Genomic DNA, 20,455 nt, shown 5'->3' on the forward strand with positions numbered 1-20,455 from the left:
GCTTGGTCCCACACACCCCCTCGCTCTTCCACTACCTTCTGTACCTCAACCTCCCGGGTCTCACCACTCTCTCCTGGTGCCCTCCCCGGCATGGGGCCGCCGCTCAGTGCACGGTGCGGAAGAAGGTGCGGATGTCGGACACCAGGAGGTCCGGGGCCTGCAAGGAGGCGAAGTGGCCGCCGGTGTCGTAGCGCGTCCAGTGCGTGATGGTGTTCGACAGTTCGGCAAGCCCGCGGATCGCGCCGTCGCCGAGGAAGTTGGCGACGCCGGTCGGGACCGGAGAAGGCTGCGGACGTACGCCCCAGGCCTCCTTTCCGCCTTCGAGGTACAGCCGCGCTGCCGAACCGGTGGTCTGGGTCAACCAGAAGATCGAGACGTCGGTGAGGATCGCGTCGCGGTCGACCGGGGTTTGCTTGGTCTGCGCGGGATCCCAGTCCACGAACCATTCCAGGTTCCACGCGAGCTGACCGGCGGGCGAGTCGTTGAGCGCGTACGCCAGCGTCTGCGGCCGCGTCGACATCTGGGTCGCGTAGCCGGAATGCCGCATCCACAGCATGCTCTGGTGTTCCGCCAGTTCGCGTTCGGCGTCGGAGAGCATCGACAGATCGTCCGGGTCCGTCGACACCGACGCGTCGGCGAGCGCGTTGACGTGCACGCCGAGGACGCGATCCGGCGCGATCCGGCCGATCGCCGGGGAAACGATGCTGCCGAAGTCGCCGCCCTGCGCGCCGAACCGTTCGTAGCCGAGGCGGGTCATCAGTTCGAGCCACGCGCGGGCGATGCGGCTGACACCCCAGCCGGTTTCCTTGGTCGGTCCGGAAAACGCGAAGCCGGGCACGGAAGGCGCGACGACGTGGAAGGCGTCGGCCGGGTCACCGCCGAATTCGCGAGGATTCGTGAGCGGGCCGAGGATGTCGAGGAAGTCGTACACGGTGCTCGGCCAGCCGTGGGTGATCAGCAGCGGTGTCGCGTCCGGTTCGGGGGAGCGGACGTGCAGGAAGTGGACGTTCTGCCCGTCGATCTCCGTGGTGAACTGCGGGACGGCGTTGAGCCGCGCTTCGTGGCGGCGCCAGTCGTAGCCGGTGCGCCAGTACTCGACGAGGTCCCGCAAGTAGTCCTCGTTCACCCCGTACGACCAGCCGATGCCGGGGATTTCGCCGGGCCAGCGGGTGTGGGCGAGACGGTCGGCGAGCTCGTCGAGGTCGGCCTGCGGGACGTCGATGCGGAAGGGTTGTGGTGCGGTCATGCGGGCCACTCTGCCGGGCATATAGGCCACTTGATGGCCGCAATCGACGGGAGGTTCATCGGCGCCTCAGCATCGGACGGGTCAGCGCCAGGACGAGCGCGAGCATCCCGAGCGAGATCCCCAGTGCGAGCCGGGTCCCGCCGACGCCGTCGAGGTGGAAGAATGCCGCGCCGAGCACGGCGACCCCGGCCGTGGCGCCGAACTGCTGGGCGGCGTTGAGCAGCCCGGACGCGGATCCGGTCTCGTGATGGTCCACACGGGACAGTGCGTTGGTGAAGAACGGGACGGTGAACATCCCGAGCCCGACGCCCGAAACCAGCAGCGGCCACAGCAATACCGGCCACGGCGCGTCGACGAGCATCACCGTCCCGGCCAGCCCGGCCACGAGGACGAGCAGGGCGACACGCATCACCCGTGCGCCGAAGCGGGGGACGAGGTACCGGCCGGTGCACCACGAGCCGATCGCCAGTCCCGCCGACCACGGCAGCATGCCCAGTCCCGCGCCCAGCGCGCCGGTCCGGCCGCCGAGCTGGAAGAACACCACGAGGACGAACATCAGACCGTTCATCACCGCGAAGAACAGCAATGAGGACACCAGCGAAGCGGGGAAAACGCGGTCGCGGAACAGGCCCGGCTCGACCAGCGGGCTGCCGCCGCGACGGGCCTTTCCGGTCTGGTGCCGTACGAACACCGCGAACAACGCGACGCCCGCCAGCAGGCACAACCAGATCCACGGTGCCCAGCCCGCGTCGTTGCCCTGCACCAGCGGGTAGATCATCAGGCCGGTCGACACGGCCGCGAGCGCCGTGCCCGCGACGTCGAGCCGCGGCCGGGTGGGGGAGCGGTCCTCCAGGACGAGCGGGGTGGCCAGCAGGACGAGCAGGCCCAGTGGCACATTGACCAGGAACACCGCGCGCCAGCCCGAACCGAGGATGTCGGCGTCGGTGAGCACGCCGCCGAGAACCGGGCCGCACACCGAAGCCAGTGCCATCACCGGTCCGATCGTGCCCAGCGCCTTTGCTCGCTCCGCGCCATCGAACATCGCGCGGATCAGCCCGAACGTCTGCGGGATGATCAACGCCGCGCTCGCGCCCTGCACGGCGCGGGCCGCGAGCAGGAACCCGATGCCCGGGGCGAACGCGCACAGCGCCGAGCACACGACGAACGCGGCCGTGCCGAGGACGAACGCGCGGCGGCGGCCGAGGATGTCGCCGATCCGCCCGCCGGTGATCAGCAGCACCGCGAACGGACACGTATAGCCCGCGCTCACCCATTGCAGCTGACCGTCGGAGACGCCCAGATCGGCGCGGATGGCGGGCGAGGCGACCTGCGTGATCGTGGCGTCGAGCAGGTTCATGGCCTCCGCGAGGAGGAGCGCCGAGAGCGCGAGCCATCGGCCCCGATGCGGCGGGGCCACGGTGGAGGTGTACTGAACGGTCATATCCGTGAAGGTAGAAAAGCGCTGCGATTCGATCCATCTACTGCGCAGCTTCCGACGGATAGTTCCATGCGAGAGCGGCTACGATCGGAATATGCCACTGGACGAACTCGACCGCGCGCTGGTCCATGCCCTGCACCTCGACGGCCGGGCGGCGTTCAACCACGTCGCGGAGGTGCTCGGGACGTCCCAGCAGACCGTCGCGCGCCGCTATCGGAGGCTGCGGGCCGACGGGACCCTGCGCGTCGTCGGGATGACCGATCCGCGACGGCTGGGCCAGGTCGAATGGTTCGTCCGGCTGCGCTGCACGCCCGACGCGGCCTTGAAGGTGGCGAACGCGCTGACCCGCCGCGACGACACCCGCTGGGTGCAGCTCACCTCCGGCGGCACGGAGATCGTCTGTGTCATCCGCTCCCTGGGGCCGGACGCGCCGGAATCCCTGCTGCTGCAAGAACTTCCCCGGACTCCGCGGGTCGTCGCGGTCTCCGCCCACTGTCTACTGAGGACGTTCGTCGGCGGGCCGGTCGGCTGGGACGGGCGCGCGGCGGCGCTCACGCCGGAGCAGATCGATCGGCTCACCCCGGAGCCGCCGGATCCTTCCGGTGAGCCGCTCGATCCGGCCGACATCGCGGCCGACGAGCCCCTGCTCGGTCTGCTGCGTCAGGACGGCCGCATGTCCTTCGCCGATCTTGCCGTGGCCACGGGCTGGGCCGAGGCGACCGTGCGCCGCCGGGTCCATCGGCTGCGGCGGGCCGGGGTGCTCTACTTCGACATGGACATGGACCCGGCGTTGCTGGGATTCCACGCGCAGGCCGTGCTGTGGCTCTCGGTGCGGCCGACGCGACTGGTCGAAGTCGCCGAAGCCCTTGCGGGACACCAGGAAGCCGCGTTCGCCGCGGCGACGACCGGGCCGAGCAACCTGATCGCCAAGGTGCTCTGCCGCGACGTCGAGGCGTTGTACACCTACCTCACCGAGCGGGTCGGCGGCATCGACGCCATCGACCACCTCGAAACCGCCCCGGTCATCCGCACCCTCAAACGCGCCGCCACCTCGTGATCAGGCCGCGGTCTCGTGTGTTCGAGGGGCGGGCTCGCGTGATTGAGCGGAGATCTCGCGTGATCAGGGGAGGAGGCCGGCGCGGCGGGCGGCGTTGACGGCCTGGAGCCTGGTGTGGCAGTCGAGTTTGCACATGGCGCCACGCAGGTAGCTCTTGACCGTCTCGGCGCCGATGGACAACGTCGTGGCGATCTCGGCGTTGGTCTGGCCCGCGGCGACGCAGGCAAGGACGTCGAGTTCGCGTACGGACAGCGAAGGCGCCGCGCCGTCCGGGGGTGTCGCGGCTTCGGCGAGGGTCGCCGTGACGGCGTCGATCCGCTCGCGCAGCGCCTCGTCGGTGACTTCGCGGCTGAGCAGCCGCAGTTCGGCGTGGCCTCGCCGGATCGTCTCCCGTTCGGCCGACGCGCTGTCGGCGGCCATCCCGGCCAGCTGCTGGGGCGCGGTGAGCAGCGCCAGGCGGCGTTCCACCTCGTCGCGGACGGCGAGTTCCTGTTCCAGGTCACGGGCGGCCTGCGCGACCGCGTCGATCGCCGGGTCGCCGAACCGCACCGCCTCCCGGACCGCGCCGTAGAGCACCGCGCGTACGGAGCGGCGCACGATCACCGGCACGGCGAGGGCGGACCGCACACCTTCCGCGCGGACCGCGTGGTCGAAGTGGTGACTGATGGAGTCGCTGGCGTGGTAGTCGGTGACGGCCACCGGGCGCCGCGCCGCGATCGCCTGGCCGCCCAGCCCGCGGCCTTCGGCCACGACGAGCCCGCGCAGGGAGTTGGTCGCGGTGCCCACGAGTTCGCTCATCCGCAGCTCGGAGCCGCCGACGACCACACCGCCGAACGCGAGCGGCAGCCGCGCGGAGGTCCGGACCGTGCCGAGGGCACGACGGACTTCGGCGCTGTCGGCCGGCTCCGGTGTCGGCATGCGCGCATCACCCCTGTTCGGGGGTAGTCGGCGGGTAACGGACCCCCCGATAGTACGACCACCTGCGGCAACGTGGCCCCGGCACGCTGCCCACGACCTCGTCGGAGCGACTCATGACCTCACCGGAGCAGACCGCGCTGGACCTGTTGGCCGTCTACGGCGCGCCCGGCGCCAGTGCTCTCGACCTGCTGTGCCGCCGTCATCCGGCCGACGCGGTCGCCTTCACGGTCATCGAAGCGGACCTGAGCAGCCGTGACCTGACCTTCGGCGAGCTGGACGAGGCCTCGGGCCGGTTCGCCGCCGCGCTGGCCGCCCGCGGGATCGGTCCCGGCGACCGGGTCGCGACGCTGATGGGCAAGTCCGCCGAACTCGTCGTCGCGCTGCTCGGGATCTGGCGGCTCGGCGCGGTCCAGGTGCCGCTGTTCACCGCGTTCGCCCCGCCCGCGATCGCCCTGCGCATCACCGGGAACGGCACCAAGGCCGTCGTCGTCGACCCGTCGCAGCGGGCGAAACTCGAGCCGGGCGAAGACATCCCGGCCGACGCCGGTTGGCTGGTCATCACCACCGGCGAGGCGAGCGGCGGCGATCTGGCGTTCGCGGATCTGCTCGCCGAGGACTCACCGGTCCCGGACCCGGTCGCCGCCGGCGGCGAGGGCACGTTGATCGAGCTGTTCACCTCCGGTACCACCGGGACGCCGAAAGCGGTCCCGGTCCCGGTGCGCGGTCTCGCCGGAATCCATGCCTACCAGCAGTTCGGCCTCGACCACACCGACGACGACGTGTTCTGGAACGCCGCCGATCCCGGCTGGGCGTACGGGCTCTACTACGCGATCGCCGGGCCGCTGGCCACCGGCAGGCGCAGCCTCCTGCTGCACGCGGGCTTCTCGCCGGACCTGACCTGGCAGGTGCTGACGCGTTTCCGCGTCACCAACTTCACCGCGGGGCCGACGGTTTACCGGGCGCTGCGCAATTCCGGGGCCGAGGTGCCGGACGGCCTGCGGCTGCGGCATTGTTCGTCGGCGGGCGAGCCGCTGACCCCGGACGTGATCAGCTGGGCACTCGACACGTTCGGCATCCCCGTGCGGGACCACTACGGGCAGACCGAGACCGGGATGATGGTCGGCAACGCCTGGCACCCCGACCTCGTCGCCGAGATCAGGCCCGGCTCGATGGGCCGTCCGCTGCCCGGGTTCGCCGTCGAGGTGCTGAAGTCCGGCACCGACGAGATCGCCGAGCCCGGCGAGGCCGGCAGGGTAGCCGTGGACCTCACGCGCAGCCCGCTGATGCCGTTTTCCGGGTACCGCAACGCGCCCGGGCGCAGCGCCGAACGATTCAGCGAGGACCGGCGCTGGTATTACACCGGTGACGTCGCGGCCAAGAGCGCCGACGGCTATCTCACCTTCGGCTCGCGCGACGACGACGTGATCCTCATGGCGGGGTACCGGATCGGTCCGTTCGAGGTGGAAAGCGCGCTGGTGCAACACCCTTCCGTCGCCGAGGCCGCCGTCATCGGCACTCCGGACGCGCTCCGGGGCGAGGTCGTCGTGGCGTATGTCGTCGTCCGTGACGGTGTCGAAACCGGGGACGAGCTCACCGAGGAGCTGAAGCAGCTCGTGAAAGCCCGGCTGGCCGCGCACGTCTATCCCCGCGAAGTGCACTACGTGACCGAGCTGCCGAAGACGCCGAGCGGGAAGATCCAGCGCTTTCTGCTGCGGGAGCGGGCGCGGGAAGCCACGACGACCGCCTGACCCCGTGGTTTCGCTTTGTCCGGTGCCGGACAATGCATTACCTGGCCCCGGACAAAGCGCCGCGTGCCGATCTTGCACGCGGATTGCGTATCGCGTTTCTCCTGAATCGGTCACAGGGAAATAACGAATACGCGTGGACGACGACAACCCTAAGTCTTTCCCAAGTTTTCCCGCCGGGTATGGGAAGCGGACCTACACTTGCGCAATGAAGATCGCCCTGTGGATCGGATTGTGCGGGCTGTGCCTGACAGCCGGCCACGTGATCTTGGGCGGGCTCGGGATTCTGCTGCTGCTCGGGAGTATCCCGATTCGCCGCGCCGGGGAACGTGGAGCCGGGGAAAGAGAGCTCGTTCTGCACCGCTGAGTGGTGCGGGACCGGGGGAAAATCGCGCGGAAATCAGCCGGTGAACCAGTGGTAGAACCGGCCGAGGTAGTCCCAGATCGTCGGACTCGGGCTGGGCGCCGGTTCCGTCGCGGCAGGCGGCGGGGGAGTGGTCGCCGACGTGCCGGGCGGCGGCAGCAGGAGCCCGGGGGACGTCGCCGGGCCGGTGCTGGACGGCGACGAGCTGGTCGTGCCGTTGAGGGTGGCCGTCGCGGCGCCGGACGGGAGCGGGGCCGCCGTGAACGTCGTCGTCATCGGCGTCGTGGTGGACACGGTTTCGGTGGCGGGCGCGGAAGAAGGCGTGGGCCGCGCCGGGACGGGCGAAAGCGTGAACGTCGCGGCCGAGGCGGGTTCTGTCGCCGAGCCCGCCGGCGGCAGGCGATCGGCCGCGGGCGCGCTCACCGTGATGTGGTGTTCCGCCGGGGTCAGCAGCGGGACGGCGGCGCCACCCGCGACCACGAGCAGGGACGCGGTGAGCGTGCACCGGCGAACGACGTTCACCCGCGGTCCCGGTTTCCTGTGGCGAGGCATGCGTGCCATCGGCTGACCTCCACCTCGTGACGCGGAGCACACGTTCGGCTCCGGCCGGATACTACGAACAGCGGACGTGGTTGTAAACCCGCGGGAGGCACGTGACTTCGGTGCGTGACCGCCGGCGGCGGACCGTGGTGGCCGCGTCGCCCGGATGACCTGGCCGGCCGGTGTTTCGCGAGGCGGGGGCGGGGTACCCGACGGCCACGAGCGCGGCCCGGCAAGTCCACAGTGGATGGTGGTCGCGAGGAAGAAGGTCGACGATGACGCATTCGGAACCTTATGAGCGCCTCACCCCGGCCGAGGAGGAAGAGGTGGTGGAACGCGTCCACCCCCGGGTGCGGATCGTCCGCACCCTCAACGCGGTGATCCGGGTGATCTGCGTGCTGTTCGCGCTGATTCTCGCCCTGCACATCGTGCTGGTCTACGCCGACGCCAACCCGGCCAACACTTTCGCCCGCTTCATCGACACCTGGTCCGGCTCGGTGTCCCTCGGCCTGCGCGATCTGTTCACCCCTGGTGACGCCAAGTTGCGCACGCTCGTCAACGAGGGGCTCGCCGCGGTGGTGTGGCTGGTGATCGGCATGATCCTGGCCCATCTCATCGCCCGGATCGGGCTGCCGGGGCCGCGGCGGATCTGGCATCGCCGCGCGGTGCACTGACGATCCGCCGCACCACCGGTCTCGCGCCGTCCGGTGCCGGCTGCCCCCGCCGGTACCGGACGGCGCCGCCTGCCGGGTCAGGCTGCCGGGTCAGGCGAACCGCTCGACGATCGCGCGGCAGAACGCGGGCAGGTCGCCGGGGTCGCGGCTCGAGACCAGCGCGTCGTCGACGACGACCTCCTCGTCGACGACCGTGCCGCCCGCGTTGCGGATGTCGGTGCGCACGCTGGGAAACGACGTCAGGGTGCGGCCGCGGACGACATCGGCTTCGACCAGCGTCCACGGGCCGTGGCAGATGACGCCGACCGGCTTGCCGCCGCGGACGAAGTCCCCGGCGAACCGCACCGCGGCCGGGTCGCGGCGCAGGTTGTCCGGGTTCATCGTGCCGCCGGGAAGCACCAGGGCGTCGTAGTCGTCGGCCGACACGTCACCGACGACCTTGTCGACCTCGAACTCGTCGCCCTTGTCGATGTCGCCGTTCATCGCCTGGATCTTCCCCGGCCCGAGCGAGACGACCTCGGCCGTGGCCCCCGCGTCCGTCACCGCTTTCCGCGGTTCGACCAGTTCGACCTGCTCCACGCCGTCGGCGGCCAGTATCGCCACTCGCTTGCCCCGCAACGTCGCCGTCATGTCCGTTCCCTTCGTGGTTCGTGGGGATTCCCGTCTTCGCCCGGGTACCCACCGGGGCCTGCCCGAATCACCGCACCGGACCGTCCGGAGTGGACGGTCGGAGAATCGGGCCGTCCGGGGGCGGTTTCGTGCGGTAGGGTCAGGAACGGCCCGGACATCCGGGCCGGAACGGAGTTCGCATGTCCCCGTCCCCCACGGATCGACCTCCGCGAGGCGAGTTCGCCAGGGCAAGGGCCGACGCGGCCGAGGCCGAGGCGACCTTGCGAGCCAGGGCCGTCCGGGCCGTGGCAGGAAATTCCCGCGACGCGCGTGACCGCCACGAGCTACTGGCCATGCTCGGCCTGCCCGATCCCGTCGAGGAGGGTCCGGGTTTCGAAGCCGTCGGCCCGAGCAGGCCGACCGTGACCTGACGTCGATCCGACCGCATCGGCTGGTTTGCCGGTCCGTGCTCCGGGGTATCTAGCGCGGTGATGCGAGGGACCATTTCCGACACCTCCGGAACGGCCGACCGGCCGTGGGCGACGGCCGGACGGGAACCGTTCACGCATCCGGCGCTGTTCTACCGCGGTGAGCGGGAGTACCTGGCGGGCACGGTCCCGTTCGTCACCGGGGCGCTCGCCGGGGGCGAGCCGGTCGCGGTCGCGGTGCCGCCGCACAACCTCGAACTCCTGCGGGGTGCGCTCGGCGGTGCCGCCACCGACGTGGTCATGCTCGACATGACCGAGGCGGGGCGCAATCCCGGCCACATCATTCCCGGAGTGCTGCGTGCCTTCGCCGACCGGCATCCCGGCAGGCGCGTCCGGATCATCGGCGAGCCGATCTGGGCCGGCCGCTCCGCGCACGAGTATCCCGCGTGCGCACAGCACGAGGCGTTGATCAACCACGCCTTCGCGGGCCGTCCGGTCACGATCCTCTGTCCCTACGACGTCGGCACTCTCCGGCCGAAGGTGCTCACCGACGCGCTGCGGACGCATCCGCTCGTCGTCGACGCGCACGGGCAGCGCGCCAGCGATCGGTATGCGCCCGACGACGTCGTCGCCGACTACAACCGGCCGCTGCCCCCGCTCGCCGGCGCCACCGCCGTCACCGTCGATCTGGCCGGGCTGTCCGCGCTGCGTCACACGGCGATCGGGCTGGCGGCCGGAGCCGGGCTCGGCGCCGAGCGAGTCCAGGACGTCGCGCTCGCGCTCACGGAACTCGCCGGCAACAGTCTCGAACACGGCGGCGGGGCCGCCGAGGTGCTGATGGGCACGGACGGGGGGCACCTGGTGTGCCAGGTGCGCGACAGCGGTCAGCTCGCCGATCCGCTCGCCGGCTGCCGCCCCGCCGCGCCGGGACAGATCCGCGGCCGGGGGCTGTTGCTGGTCCACCACGTGGCGGACCTGGTGCGGACACACACCGGCCCGGCGGGCACGTGTGTCGAGGCGCGTTTCCTGCTCGGCCGCTGACACATCGGCTCACCGGGCCGGTCCCCAGGTCCACAGAGGACGGACTCAGCCGCGCCCGACGTCGCGCAGCGCGCCGGATCTGGACGGGTACAGGTGGAGCTCCCGGTCAACCCCGGTGAGCCGGAGAAGCCGTTGCACGGTATGGGAATGGCTCGCGATCCGGAGGTCCGTGCCCCCGACGATCGCGGCCAGGTTGGACTCGACGAGCAGGGAAAGCCCGGTGCTGCCGAGGAAGCTGACCTCGGTCAGATCGACGATCAGCACCTCGGGTTCGCGGTGCAGCGCGGCGGTGAGCGCGGTGTCGAGGATGGGCCGGGTGGACAGATCCACCTCGCCGATCACATCGAGCAGTACCACGTCGGGGCGCGCGAGTGCGGTACGCACGGTCAACTGCGGCCCCGGCGCGGAACGCGCCTCCGGTGAGAGGAAGTCCATGACGGCTCCAGTGGTGTCGGCTTTGGACCGGACTCCGCTGGGCGAGGGTGCCAGCTACCGAGCCCGGATACGTCCTCGGGTCGGCTGCTGGTTGAACCGGATTCCAGCCTATGGCCCGCACTCGCCGAGCACAACCGGTGGCTCACCGGAACATCCGCAGCCACAGCGGGATGACGAACCACAGCAGCAGGAACACCAGTGCGGTGGCGGCGCTGAGCACCGCGGCCACGACGCCGCCGAAGACCAGGTAGCCGATCATCAGCACGGTGCCGGTCATCGCGGCGGCGAGCAGGACGAGTCCCAGTACGGCCAGTACGGAGGTGCCCCGCACGATCACCTCCCGCATGCCCCGCCGGAAGAGCAGCCGGTGCCACGCGGCGGGCGCGATCAGCAGAGCGACCGCGCCCGCCGCGAGAAGCACCGTCACGACGTGCACATAGTGCAGGAATCCGTCCACCTTGGCGTAGCGTTCGGTGAACGCCAGCGAGAGCAGGAAACCGAAGAGCACCTGGACGCCGGCCTGCGCGACACGCACCTCCTGCAGGAGCTCACTGAGATTGCGGGCGAGTCTTCGCTGGTCGGAATCCTCCGGTTCGCTCATCGGCTCCTCGTCTCCCGGTCAACGGCCGAGTGCCTGCTGGAGCTGCTTCTTCGTCATCTTGGAACGACCGTGGATGTTGCGCTTCCTGGCGTCGTTGTACAGCTGTTCCTTGGTCGGCCCGCCGGGGCCAAGCCGCTTGCCGGACCGGTGGCCGCCGCGCTGCTGCGGCGACTTGTCCCGGGTGGACGTCTTGCTCGCCGAGCGAGATTCACCGGACCGGGCACGGTTCTTGTTGACCGTGCGCGCGGCGATCTCCTCCGCGCGGTCCTCGCCGGTGCCGCGTTCCTTCTGCGACTCCTTGATGTGCTGGTACTGGCGCTCACGTTTCGAATTCCACGCCTGCTGGGGCATGACCTTCACTCCTTCCGGGCGGACCAGGTCCTCCGGTTAACCGCAGGGCATCCGGGATAAACGCGGCATCGCCCTGGCGGGGGCCGTTCAGTGGCCGCGCCGGCGCAGGAGCAGCCGGATCAGGAACACCGCGGCGAAGGCCGTGGCGAAGATCGGCAGCGGATGAGCGCGGACCGCGCCGGCGCCCTGGCGGAACTTCTCGGCGGCCGGCACCGACACCGTCGACGCGATGCGCGCGCTGGCCTTGTCCACCTTGTCGTCGACGTTCTCCCGCACGCGTTCGCGCACATCGAGCTTGGCCGCGAGCGCGTCGAGCGTTTCGGTCAGCTCTTCGCGCGTGACGTCGCGGTCCATCCTGGCTTCCTCGGCGTCGACGGGAAACTTCTCGTGCTCACCCATGCGATCGCCTCGCTTCGCGAGACAGTGTTCGACTCCTTTGGCGCATGATATCCATGATTCGTTCGCAAGCTTCACTCATGTCGCACTCCTCGTTTCACGGTCTCGATGTCTTCCCGCACCGAGCCGACGGTGTCCTCCGGTATCGGCGGGGCCGCCCGGCCGACCTGCTTCTTGCCTGTCAGCCCGGCGAATCCGGCGACCAGCAGCAGGGCCGCGCCGACGATCACCGCGGCCAGCCAGCCGGGCAGCACGAGGGCCAGCGCCAGTACCGCGGCCGCGACCAGCGTCGCGGCGCCGAACACCGCGATCAGTCCCGCCGCGCCGACGAGACCCGCGCCGCGCCCGAAATGCTTGCCCTTGCCGCGCAGCTCGGCCGCCGCGATCCGGAGTTCGTCGCGGACGAGCCGTTTCAGCTCGTCGGTCAGGTCGGAGACCAGATCGCCGACCGAACGGTCCTCGGCCGGGGTCCGGTTCACTTCTTCGATCACGGAACACCTCCCGAACGGCTTCCGCCCCCGGGTAGCCGCATGGCGGGCACGTCAAACGCGCGGAGGAGAGCAGCGCGTCGTCCACTGTGGACGGGAGTGGACGGCGACCGGATGCCGGGTTTCGGCGTTTCCTGCCGGGGTATGGCACCAGCAGGACACTCGCGAGATCGGGAGGACCGATGAACGGCGACGGACCGCCGGTCATCCCGCGCCCTGCGCGCGTGATGCGGCCGTGACTGCGGAAATTCAGGAGGTCCGGCTGGTGCCCGCGTACCGGTCGGGCTGGACGATCGTGACAGTGACCGGGGTCGTCTCGGCGGAGAGCTATCCCTGGCTGCGGGACGGGCTGCTCCGGCTTGCCGCGGAGGCGGGTGACGGGCTGATCGCCGACATCGACGGGCTGCGTATCGACGGGGCCGGCTTCGTGCACGCCTTCAAACTGGTCGCGACGCGGATCGCCGACTGGCCGGGTGTTCCCTTCGGCATCGTCACGTCCCGGCCGGAACATCGCGCGCTGCTCACCGAACGCTCGATAGGCCAGGCGGCGGCGATCCACCCCGACGCCGACACCGCGATGCGTGTGCTGGACCGCCCCGCGCGGCGGCGTGCCGAACAGGAGCTGCCCCGCTCGGACGGCGCGGCGGCACAGGCACGCGGATTCGTCCGGACGATCCTGCGGGACTGGAACCTGCCGGACTCGGTGCCCGACGCGGAACTGGTCGCTTCCGAACTGGTCGAGAACACGCTGCGGCACACCGGTTCACGCCCGCGGGTGCGGCTCGAACTGCGCGGGCGCCGATGCGCCGTCGCGGTCGCCGACGACGAACCCGGCCAGGCCGTGCTCCGGGAACGGCTGGGAGCGCTCGAACCGGGACTGGGCCTGCGGATGGTCGCGGGGGTCGCGAAACGCTGGGGGAGCAGCAGATCCTGGACGGGCGGCAAGGTCGTGTGGGCGATCCTCCCCGCGCGGGGCGGGAACGATACCGGCGGTCGCCGCTGGGGGCGGCCGTTCGAGTGACGGGACTCGGCTGGAGGTGTTGCCCGGCCGTGACTCGCGTTGCGCTCGGTCGAAGTCGAACGGGTGGTCGTGGGGCAGCCGGGGCGCGAGGGGTGCGTGCGCAAGGAGAGTGCGTCGCGCCGCTCGGGTGCCCCAGCCGCGTGGAGTACAAGATGGACACTGCTCTGTGGACGGTGGACTGCCCCGGAACGGTCCCCGCGCGTCACCGGACGACGACGGAAGGTGATCCCCGCCCACTGTCCCCATAGGACCGTTTGGGGCTCCTGTGACGTCAGAGGCGTTCCTGGAGCGCGTCCGCGGCGGCGAGCAGATCGGCCGCCCAGCGGGCGCCGGGCTTCCGGCCGATGCGTTCGATCGGGCCCGACACCGAGACCGCGGCGATGACCGTGCCCGAGGAGTCCCGGACCGGCGCCGAGACGCTCGCCACACCGGGCTCGCGTTCGGCGACACTCTGCGCCCAGCCCCGGCGGCGCACCTCGAGCAGCGTGCGCTCGCCGTACACCGCCTCCGACAGGATCGTCCGCTGCGTGTGCGGATCCGACCACGCGGCAAGGACCTTCGCGCCCGAGCCCGCCGTCATCGGCAGCCGGGAACCGATCGGGACCGTGTCCCGCAGCCCGCTCGGCGGCTCGGCCGTCGAGACGCACACGCGCTGGACGCCGTCGCGCCGGTACAGCTGCACGCTTTCCCCGGTGATGTCGCGCAGTTTCGGCAGCACCACACCGGCCGCGTCGAGCAGCGGATCGGTGGAGCCGCCGGCGAGTTCGGCGAGCGCGGTGCCCGGCCGCCACCGCCCGTCCGGCCCCCGGCGCAGCAGGCGATGCACCTCGAGGCCGACCGCGAGCCGGTGCGCGGTGGCACGGGGCAGTCCCGTCCGCGAACACAGTTCGGCCAGGCCACAGGGATCCTCGGCCACGGCCTGCAGCACGGCCACAGCTTTGTCCAGTACTCCGATACCGCTATGCTGTCCCACGACTCGATACTATCTTCCCGCACTTTGGGAAGTCCAGAATCTGGGAAAACCGAACTCGTGCTGCGCCCGCCCGCGGCTTCGCACCGCCCGCGCCCGTTGCCCGAGTTCCGCGTTCGCGACATTCCCGTGGAAGGAGCCGGAGATGACCAGCCCGACCGGTAAGGCCCGCACACTGGCGGAAAAGGTGTGGGAGAGCCACCTCGTGCGCCGAGGTGAAGGCGCCGAACCGGATCTGCTCTACATCGACCTCCACCTGCTGCACGAAGTGACCAGCCCGCAGGCGTTCGACGGACTCCGGCTGGCCGGGCGGAAACTGCGCCGCCCCGACCTGACGATCGCGACCGAGGACCACAACGTCCCGACCGTGGACATCGAGCTGCCCATCGCCGATCCGGTCTCGCGCACCCAGGTCGACACCCTTCGCCGCAACTGCAAGGAGTTCGGTGTCCGGCTGCACCCCATGGGCGACGCCGAGCAGGGCATCGTGCACGTCATCGGCCCGCAGCTCGGGCTCACCCAGCCCGGGATGACCGTGGTGTGCGGCGACAGTCACACCTCCACGCACGGCGCGTTCGGCGCGATGGCCTTCGGTATCGGCACTTCCGAGGTCGAGCACGTGATGGCGACGCAGACGCTGCCGCTGCGTCCATTCAAGACGATGGCGATCACGGTCGACGGCGAACTGCGGCCCGGCGTCACGGCGAAGGACATCATCCTCGCGGTGATCGCCAAGATCGGCACCGGCGGCGGGCAGGGCTACGTCCTGGAGTACCGCGGCAAGGCCATCGAGGCGTTGTCGATGGAGGCGCGGATGACCATCTGCAACATGTCCATCGAGGCGGGCGCGCGTGCCGGACTGATCGCTCCGGATGAGACCACGTTCGCGTACCTGAAGGATCGTCCGCACGCGCCGAAGGGCGCCGACTGGGACGCCGCGGTCGCGAACTGGCGCGAGCTGCGCACCGACGACGGCGCCGAGTTCGACGCCGAGGTGCGGCTCGACGCGAGCGAGCTGACGCCGTTCGTCACGTGGGGAACCAACCCCGGACAGGGTCTCCCGCTGGGCGCCGAGGTGCCCGACCCGGAGCGGATCGGCGACGAGAACGAGCGCATCGCCGCAGAGAAGGCGCTGTCCTATATGGACCTGAAGCCGGGCACGCCGCTGCGGGAGATCGCGGTGGACACCGTCTTCCTCGGCTCGTGCACCAACGGCCGGATCGAGGACCTGCGGGCCGCCGCGGAGGTCCTGCGGGGCCGCAAGGTGGCCGATTCGGTGCGGATGCTCGTGGTGCCGGGGTCGATGCGAGTGCGCAAGGCCGCCGAAGCCGAAGGCCTGGACGAGATCTTCACCGCCGCCGGCGCGGAATGGCGCCAGGCGGGCTGTTCGATGTGCCTCGGCATGAACCCGGACCAGCTCGCGCCGGGCGAGCGCAGCGCGTCGACCTCCAACCGCAACTTCGAGGGCAGGCAGGGCAAGGGCGGCCGGACGCACCTGGTGTCGCCGCTCGTGGCGGCCGCGACCGCCGTGCGGGGCACGTTGTCGTCCCCGGAAGACCTGCTCGCCACCGCCGGCCGCTGAGTCCGCACCGAGACCCGAAGGAGACATCGATGGAACCGTTCACCCAGCACACCGGGGTCGGCGTGCCGCTGCGCAGGTCCAACGTGGACACTGACCAGATCATCCCGGCGGTGTACCTGAAGCGCGTCAGCCGGACCGGCTTCGAGGACGGGCTGTTCGCCGCCTGGCGCTCGGACGAGCAGTTCATCCTCAACCAGGAGCCCTTCAAACAGGGCAGTGTTCTGGTGGCCGGGCCGGACTTCGGCACCGGCTCCTCCCGCGAGCACGCCGTGTGGGCCTTGATGGACTACGGCTTCCGGGTGGTCGTCTCCGCCCGCTTCGCCGACATCTTCCGCGGCAACTCGGGCAAGCAGGGCCTGGTGGCCGCGCAGTGCGCGCAGTCGGACGTCGAGCTGCTGTGGAAGCTGCTGGAGAACGAACCGGGCACGGAGGTCACGGTCGACCTCGAGACCAAGACCGTGCGGGCGAAGGACTTCGTCGCGCCCTTCCAGATCGACGACTACACCCGCTGGCGGTTGCTCGAGGGGCTCGATGACATCGCTCTCACCCTCCGACACGCTGACGAGATCGACAAGTTCGAGGCCGATCGGCCTTCCTGGAAGCCGGTGACCACCCCGAGCGCCGCCTCCTAGCCCGGCTCCAGGGTGCGGATTCCCTTGCTGAGCAGGGAATTCGTGCCCCGGAGCCGGGGCGGGAGAACACCTCGAAACCACGCCAGACGGCGGCCGCGCAGGCCCGGAAGAGGCCCCGAGGGGGTCCCTCAAGAGGCGGAACCACGTCCGATACAAGGAAAATTTCCGCGTGCCGTTTGGAATTTGTGCTGCATTAGTAATACCGTGTGCGCAAGTCGGCCGACGTGGCCGTGGACGAAGTAGTTCTTCTTGGAGGACTGGAATGGCCAACAAGGCCCAGCTGATCGAGGCGCTGTCGGAGCGCCTGGGCGACAAGAAGGTCGCATCGGAGGCCGTCGACGGCCTCGTCGACATCATCATCCGGACGGTCAACAAGGGCGAGAAGGTGAACATCACCGGCTTCGGTGTGTTCGAGAAGCGCGCCCGTGCCGCCCGCACCGCGCGCAACCCGCGCACCGGTGAGACCGTGCGCGTCAAGAAGACCAACGTGCCCGCCTTCCGTGCCGGCACGACCTTCAAGGACGTCATCAGTGGCGCCAAGAAGCTGGCGAAGGCCACCCCGGTGAAGCGCGCTTCCGCGAGCACCGCACGGGCGACCACCAGCACCCGCGCCACCACGACGCGCACCGCCGCGTCGCGCACGGCCGCCACCCGGCCGACCTCGACCCGCAGCACCACCACGCGGGCGAAGGCCGCCACCACCAAGGCCGCTGCCGCCAAGGCGGCGCCGAAGACGGCGGCCAAGGCCACCACGCGGGCGAAGGCGACCGCCACCAAGGCGGCGCCGAAGACCGCCGCGAAGGCGACCACGACGCGGGCGAAGGCCGCCGCGAAGCCGGCCGCCAAGGCCGCGCCGAAGGCGTCCGCCGCGAAGAAGACCGCTGCGAAGGCTCCGGCCAAGCGCACCTCGGCGGCCAAGAAGAAGTAGCCACCGCGCGACTTCTCGGCAGGGCCCCACGCGATCCGCGTGGGGCCCTGCCGCACGTTCGGGGCCGGGTGCCCTTGGCATTTCCGCGAATGCGCTTGAGCACCCGTCCGAGTGATGCGACGCTGCCAGCCAGGCAGGCGCGGCGATCGCGGTGCCGCAGGCGAAGGGCGACCACCATCGATATCCGGCTCCTCGGTCCGTTTCAGACGCTGGTGGACGGTTCGCCGGTCGTCGTCACCAGTTCCCGCCAGCGTGCGCTGCTGGCCACGCTCGCGCTCAGCGCGGGACGGCTCGTGTCCATCGAGACGCTCGCCCGCGGGGTGTGGGGAGAGGCACCGCCCGAACGGATCCGGGGCAGCCTCCAAACGTACGTCATGCGGCTGAGGCGGCTGTACGGCGAGGAAACCGTAGCCACCGAACCGGACGGCTACCGCCTGGTCATCGAGCCGGAGCACGTCGACGCGCTGCGATTTCTCGAGCTGGTCGACGTCGCGATGGAAACCGCCGAACCGGATAGCCGTCGCGTGATCCTCACCGCCGCACTCGCATTGTGGCGCGGCGCGCCACTCGAAGGCGCGGGCTCCCCGGCATTGGCGGCGGAATGGGCGCCGTTGTTGACCGAACGCTATTTGTTCGCGGTCGAGCAGCGTATCGATCTCGACTCGGGGCTGGTTCCCGACGCGCGGCTCGTCGCCGAGCTGACCGAACTGGTGGCTCAGCATCCGCTTCGGGAATCGTTGTGGGAGCGGCTGGTCCGGGTGCTCGCGCGGTCGGGGCGGCGGGCCGAGGCGCTCGCCCGCTACGCCGGGCTGCGGGAACTGCTGGCCGAGGAACTCGGCGTCGAGCCGGGGGAGGAGCTGCGGCGGCTGCACGCCGAGGTGCTCGCGGCGGACGAGGCCTCCTTGCCGGGTAACGAATCCGGCAGGCCCCGGCACGGGGGTGTGCCCCGCCAGCTCCCGTTCGACGTCGCCAGCTTCACCGGCCGCGACGCCGAACTCGCCGTGCTGGACGGCTTCCTCGGCGCGGCGTCCGGGGAGAGCTGCATCGTGGTCATCGAGGGCACCGCCGGGGTCGGCAAGACTTCGCTCGCGGTGCACTGGTCGCATCGCGTCGCCGACCGGTTCCCCGGCGGCCAGCTGTTCCTCGACCTGCGCGGACATTCCGCCGAGACGCCCGTCACGCTCCAGGCGGCGCTCGCCGGGTTCCTGCGCGCGGTGGGCGTTTCGCCGGAGTCCCTACCCTCCACAGTGGAGGAACGATCGGCCCTGCTGCGCAGCAGGCTGGCGGGGAGCCGTACCCTGCTGCTGCTCGACAACGCGCGGGACGCCGAGCAGGTCCGGCCGCTGCTGCCGGGGCCGGGCAACCTGGTCGTGGTGACCAGCCGGAACCAGTTGCGGGGACTGGTCGCCCGCGAGGGCGCGCGGCGGATCGTCTTGGGCTCCTTCGATCATCGGGACACCGTGGCGTTGCTGGCTAGCAGCGTCGGGCGGGCGCGGCTGGATGCCGAACCCGACGCCGTCGCCGAACTCGCCGAACTGTGCGGCGGGCTCCCGCTCGCGCTGGCGCTGGCCGGCGAACGCGCGTCCCGGTTCTCCGGGGTGTCGCTGGCGGGGATCGTCGACGAGTTGCGGGATCAGCGTCTGCGGCTGGACGCGCTGCGCGACCCTCGGGACGCCGGGACCGATCTGCGTGCCGCGTTCTCCTGGTCGTACAAGGCGTTGCGCCCGGCGGCCGCGCGGCTGTTCCGGCTGCTGGGCCTGCATCCCGGGGTCACCGTCAGCCTGCACTCGGCGGCCGCGCTCGCCGGCACCGGGCTGTCCGAGACCCGCGCGCTGATCGATCAGCTCGCCGCGGCGCATCTGCTCAACCAGCCGCAGATCGACCGCTATCAGTTCCACGATCTGCTCCGGGTGTACGCGGCCGAACTCGTCGAAGCCGAAACCCCCGAAGCGGAGCGGGTCTCCGCGTTGCGGCGGCTGGCCGACTGGTATCTCGCGACGGTCGCCGAGGCGAACGAACTCGTGCGTCCCGATCTGCTCACCGAGGACATCGAGCTGGAACCCGTCGGCGGCGAGGGCGTCGGCTTCGTCGACCACGAGGACACGATCGCCTGGTACACCGCGGAACGACCGGCGCTCGTCGCGCTGGTCGACGTCGCCGCCCGGCACGGCTGGGCGGCCCGCGCCTGGAAACTCGCCTGGCTGCTGCGGGGATTCTTCGCCGAACGGCACGACCGCGAGGAGTGGATCGCCACCGGGCAGACCTCGGTCGCCGCCGCGCGGGCCGCGAAAGACCGCCTGGGACTGCAGTACGCGGCCAACAATCTCGGGTCGGCCTATCTCCGTGTGCTGCAGGCCGACAAGGCGCTGGAGGCGCTCGAGGAGGGCAAGAAGGCGTCGGAGGAAACGGGCGGGAGCGCGCTGACCGTCGCGATCCTGTCCAATCTCTCGGGCGCCTACTTCATCCGCTCCGAATTCGCCGACGCCGAGCAGTACGCGCTCGAAGCGGTCCGGCTCGCCCGCGAACGCGGCCAGCGCACTTTCGTCTCACACGCGCTGCTCAATGTCAGCGCGGCCCGGATCGGCCTCGGCGACTTCGACAACGCGGCCGAAGCGGCGATGGCGGCGTTCGACGCCTTCACCGAGCTGAGCGATCGGTACCACGCCGCGCTGTCGCTGGGAAACGCGGCCGAGGCGCTGGAAGGCGCGGGCCGTCGTGCCGAGGCCGAACAACACGGCCTGCGGGCACTCGCCGAACTGCGGGATCTCAACGCCGACTACGGCACGATCGACGTCCTGATCACCCTCGGCAGGCTCCGGCGCGGCACCGGACGGGACCGTGAGGCCGGACTTCATTGGGCCGAGGCGTTGGCTGTCTGCCAACGCCTCGGCGATACCCCGGCCCGGGGCCACCGAACCGGTGTCGTATAAACAAAACCCACCCCACCAAACAAAAAACCAACACGGAATGCCACATATAGAGTAAAAAAAT

General features: G+C 70.6%; 22 protein-coding genes. 11 read left to right on the forward strand and 11 right to left on the reverse strand.

Translation table 11 applies throughout. From position 1 onward, the window contains the following. Positions 1–103: 103 nt before the first annotated feature. Both ACFWY9_RS15190 and ACFWY9_RS15195 read right to left on the reverse strand, forming a co-directional pair. Positions 104–1,246: an epoxide hydrolase family protein gene (locus tag ACFWY9_RS15190; protein WP_378339085.1), complete on the reverse strand. Its 1,143-nt coding sequence runs from the start codon at positions 1,244–1,246 to the stop codon at positions 104–106. 55 nt (positions 1,247–1,301) lie between these two features. Continuing rightward, entirely contained in the window at positions 1,302–2,687 is a 1,386-nt protein-coding gene (locus ACFWY9_RS15195; RefSeq protein ID WP_378339086.1) for an MFS transporter, read from the reverse strand. A 91-nt stretch (positions 2,688–2,778) separates the two neighbouring features. Between ACFWY9_RS15195 and ACFWY9_RS15200 the strand changes: the two genes are divergently transcribed. After that, positions 2,779–3,741, forward strand: a complete 963-nt coding sequence (locus tag ACFWY9_RS15200) for an Lrp/AsnC family transcriptional regulator (RefSeq protein WP_378339087.1) — start codon at positions 2,779–2,781, stop codon at positions 3,739–3,741. Between the two features lie 63 nt (positions 3,742–3,804). On the opposite strand, the gene ACFWY9_RS15205 is transcribed toward ACFWY9_RS15200, so the two are convergent. Then, a complete protein-coding gene (locus ACFWY9_RS15205) occupies positions 3,805–4,659 on the reverse strand; it encodes a LuxR C-terminal-related transcriptional regulator (protein ID WP_378339088.1) in 855 nt (284 codons plus the stop codon). Positions 4,660–4,772: 113 nt separating this feature from the next. Here ACFWY9_RS15205 and ACFWY9_RS15210 point away from each other — a divergent pair, with 113 nt between their 5' ends. Both ACFWY9_RS15210 and ACFWY9_RS15215 read left to right on the forward strand, forming a co-directional pair. Then, positions 4,773–6,407 carry an AMP-binding protein gene (locus tag ACFWY9_RS15210; RefSeq protein WP_378339089.1) on the forward strand — a complete coding sequence of 545 codons (1,635 nt, stop codon included), beginning with the start codon at positions 4,773–4,775 and terminating at the stop codon, positions 6,405–6,407. A 205-nt stretch (positions 6,408–6,612) separates the two neighbouring features. Continuing rightward, entirely contained in the window at positions 6,613–6,771 is a 159-nt protein-coding gene (locus tag ACFWY9_RS15215; protein WP_378330663.1) for a hypothetical protein, read from the forward strand. Between the two features lie 33 nt (positions 6,772–6,804). Here the strand turns inward: ACFWY9_RS15215 and ACFWY9_RS15220 are convergent, their stop codons facing one another. Then, a complete protein-coding gene (locus ACFWY9_RS15220) occupies positions 6,805–7,290 on the reverse strand; it encodes a hypothetical protein (RefSeq protein WP_378339090.1) in 486 nt (161 codons plus the stop codon). 293 nt (positions 7,291–7,583) lie between these two features. On the opposite strand from ACFWY9_RS15220, the gene ACFWY9_RS15225 reads away from it, so the two are divergent. Further along, positions 7,584–7,982 carry a hypothetical protein gene (locus tag ACFWY9_RS15225; protein WP_378330665.1) on the forward strand — a complete coding sequence of 133 codons (399 nt, stop codon included), beginning with the start codon at positions 7,584–7,586 and terminating at the stop codon, positions 7,980–7,982. Positions 7,983–8,072: 90 nt separating this feature from the next. On the opposite strand, the gene ACFWY9_RS15230 is transcribed toward ACFWY9_RS15225, so the two are convergent. Beyond that, a complete protein-coding gene (locus ACFWY9_RS15230) occupies positions 8,073–8,612 on the reverse strand; it encodes a type 1 glutamine amidotransferase domain-containing protein (protein WP_378339091.1) in 540 nt (179 codons plus the stop codon). 179 nt (positions 8,613–8,791) lie between these two features. Here ACFWY9_RS15230 and ACFWY9_RS15235 point away from each other — a divergent pair, with 179 nt between their 5' ends. Beyond that, entirely contained in the window at positions 8,792–9,022 is a 231-nt protein-coding gene (locus ACFWY9_RS15235; RefSeq protein WP_378328979.1) for a hypothetical protein, read from the forward strand. 60 nt (positions 9,023–9,082) lie between these two features. Next, positions 9,083–10,060, forward strand: a complete 978-nt coding sequence (locus ACFWY9_RS15240; protein ID WP_378339092.1) for an anti-sigma factor RsbA family regulatory protein — start codon at positions 9,083–9,085, stop codon at positions 10,058–10,060. A gap of 45 nt (positions 10,061–10,105) precedes the next feature. On the opposite strand, the gene ACFWY9_RS15245 is transcribed toward ACFWY9_RS15240, so the two are convergent. The 5 genes from ACFWY9_RS15245 to ACFWY9_RS15265 form a co-directional block, all read right to left on the reverse strand. Continuing rightward, a complete protein-coding gene (locus ACFWY9_RS15245) occupies positions 10,106–10,495 on the reverse strand; it encodes an STAS domain-containing protein (RefSeq protein ID WP_378328977.1) in 390 nt (129 codons plus the stop codon). Positions 10,496–10,637: 142 nt separating this feature from the next. Further along, a complete protein-coding gene (locus ACFWY9_RS15250; RefSeq protein WP_378328976.1) occupies positions 10,638–11,096 on the reverse strand; it encodes a DUF6328 family protein in 459 nt (152 codons plus the stop codon). 18 nt (positions 11,097–11,114) lie between these two features. Beyond that, positions 11,115–11,447, reverse strand: coding sequence for a plasmid stabilization protein (locus tag ACFWY9_RS15255; protein WP_378328975.1), 333 nt, complete (start codon positions 11,445–11,447; stop codon positions 11,115–11,117). An 87-nt stretch (positions 11,448–11,534) separates the two neighbouring features. Then, the gene (locus ACFWY9_RS15260; protein ID WP_378328974.1) at positions 11,535–11,846 is read right to left on the reverse strand and encodes a DUF3618 domain-containing protein; all 312 of its coding nucleotides are present in this window, start codon (positions 11,844–11,846) and stop codon (positions 11,535–11,537) included. 71 nt (positions 11,847–11,917) lie between these two features. After that, entirely contained in the window at positions 11,918–12,334 is a 417-nt protein-coding gene (locus tag ACFWY9_RS15265) for a phage holin family protein (RefSeq protein WP_378339093.1), read from the reverse strand. 232 nt (positions 12,335–12,566) lie between these two features. Here ACFWY9_RS15265 and ACFWY9_RS15270 point away from each other — a divergent pair, with 232 nt between their 5' ends. Beyond that, on the forward strand, positions 12,567–13,352 hold the full coding sequence (locus tag ACFWY9_RS15270; protein WP_378339094.1) for an ATP-binding protein: 786 nt from the start codon (positions 12,567–12,569) through the stop codon (positions 13,350–13,352). Positions 13,353–13,623: 271 nt separating this feature from the next. On the opposite strand, the gene ACFWY9_RS15275 is transcribed toward ACFWY9_RS15270, so the two are convergent. Further along, the gene (locus tag ACFWY9_RS15275) at positions 13,624–14,325 is read right to left on the reverse strand and encodes an IclR family transcriptional regulator (protein ID WP_378328971.1); all 702 of its coding nucleotides are present in this window, start codon (positions 14,323–14,325) and stop codon (positions 13,624–13,626) included. A gap of 142 nt (positions 14,326–14,467) precedes the next feature. Between ACFWY9_RS15275 and leuC the strand changes: the two genes are divergently transcribed. The 4 genes from leuC (at position 14,468) to ACFWY9_RS15295 (ending at position 20,394) form a co-directional block, all read left to right on the forward strand. Continuing rightward, the gene (gene leuC, locus ACFWY9_RS15280) at positions 14,468–15,904 is read left to right on the forward strand and encodes a 3-isopropylmalate dehydratase large subunit (protein WP_378328970.1); all 1,437 of its coding nucleotides are present in this window, start codon (positions 14,468–14,470) and stop codon (positions 15,902–15,904) included. A 29-nt stretch (positions 15,905–15,933) separates the two neighbouring features. Next, positions 15,934–16,536, forward strand: coding sequence for a 3-isopropylmalate dehydratase small subunit (gene leuD, locus ACFWY9_RS15285; RefSeq protein WP_378328969.1), 603 nt, complete (start codon positions 15,934–15,936; stop codon positions 16,534–16,536). A 262-nt stretch (positions 16,537–16,798) separates the two neighbouring features. Continuing rightward, the gene (locus tag ACFWY9_RS15290) at positions 16,799–17,464 is read left to right on the forward strand and encodes an HU family DNA-binding protein (RefSeq protein WP_378328968.1); all 666 of its coding nucleotides are present in this window, start codon (positions 16,799–16,801) and stop codon (positions 17,462–17,464) included. A 212-nt stretch (positions 17,465–17,676) separates the two neighbouring features. Beyond that, positions 17,677–20,394 (forward strand): BTAD domain-containing putative transcriptional regulator, encoded by a 2,718-nt coding sequence (locus tag ACFWY9_RS15295; RefSeq protein WP_378339095.1) that lies wholly within the window; start codon positions 17,677–17,679, stop codon positions 20,392–20,394. Positions 20,395–20,455: the final 61 nt, after the last annotated feature.

It is taken from the genome of Amycolatopsis sp. NPDC059027, assembly GCF_042739735.1.
In the GTDB taxonomy this organism is placed as follows: Bacteria; Actinomycetota; Actinomycetes; order Mycobacteriales; family Pseudonocardiaceae; genus Amycolatopsis.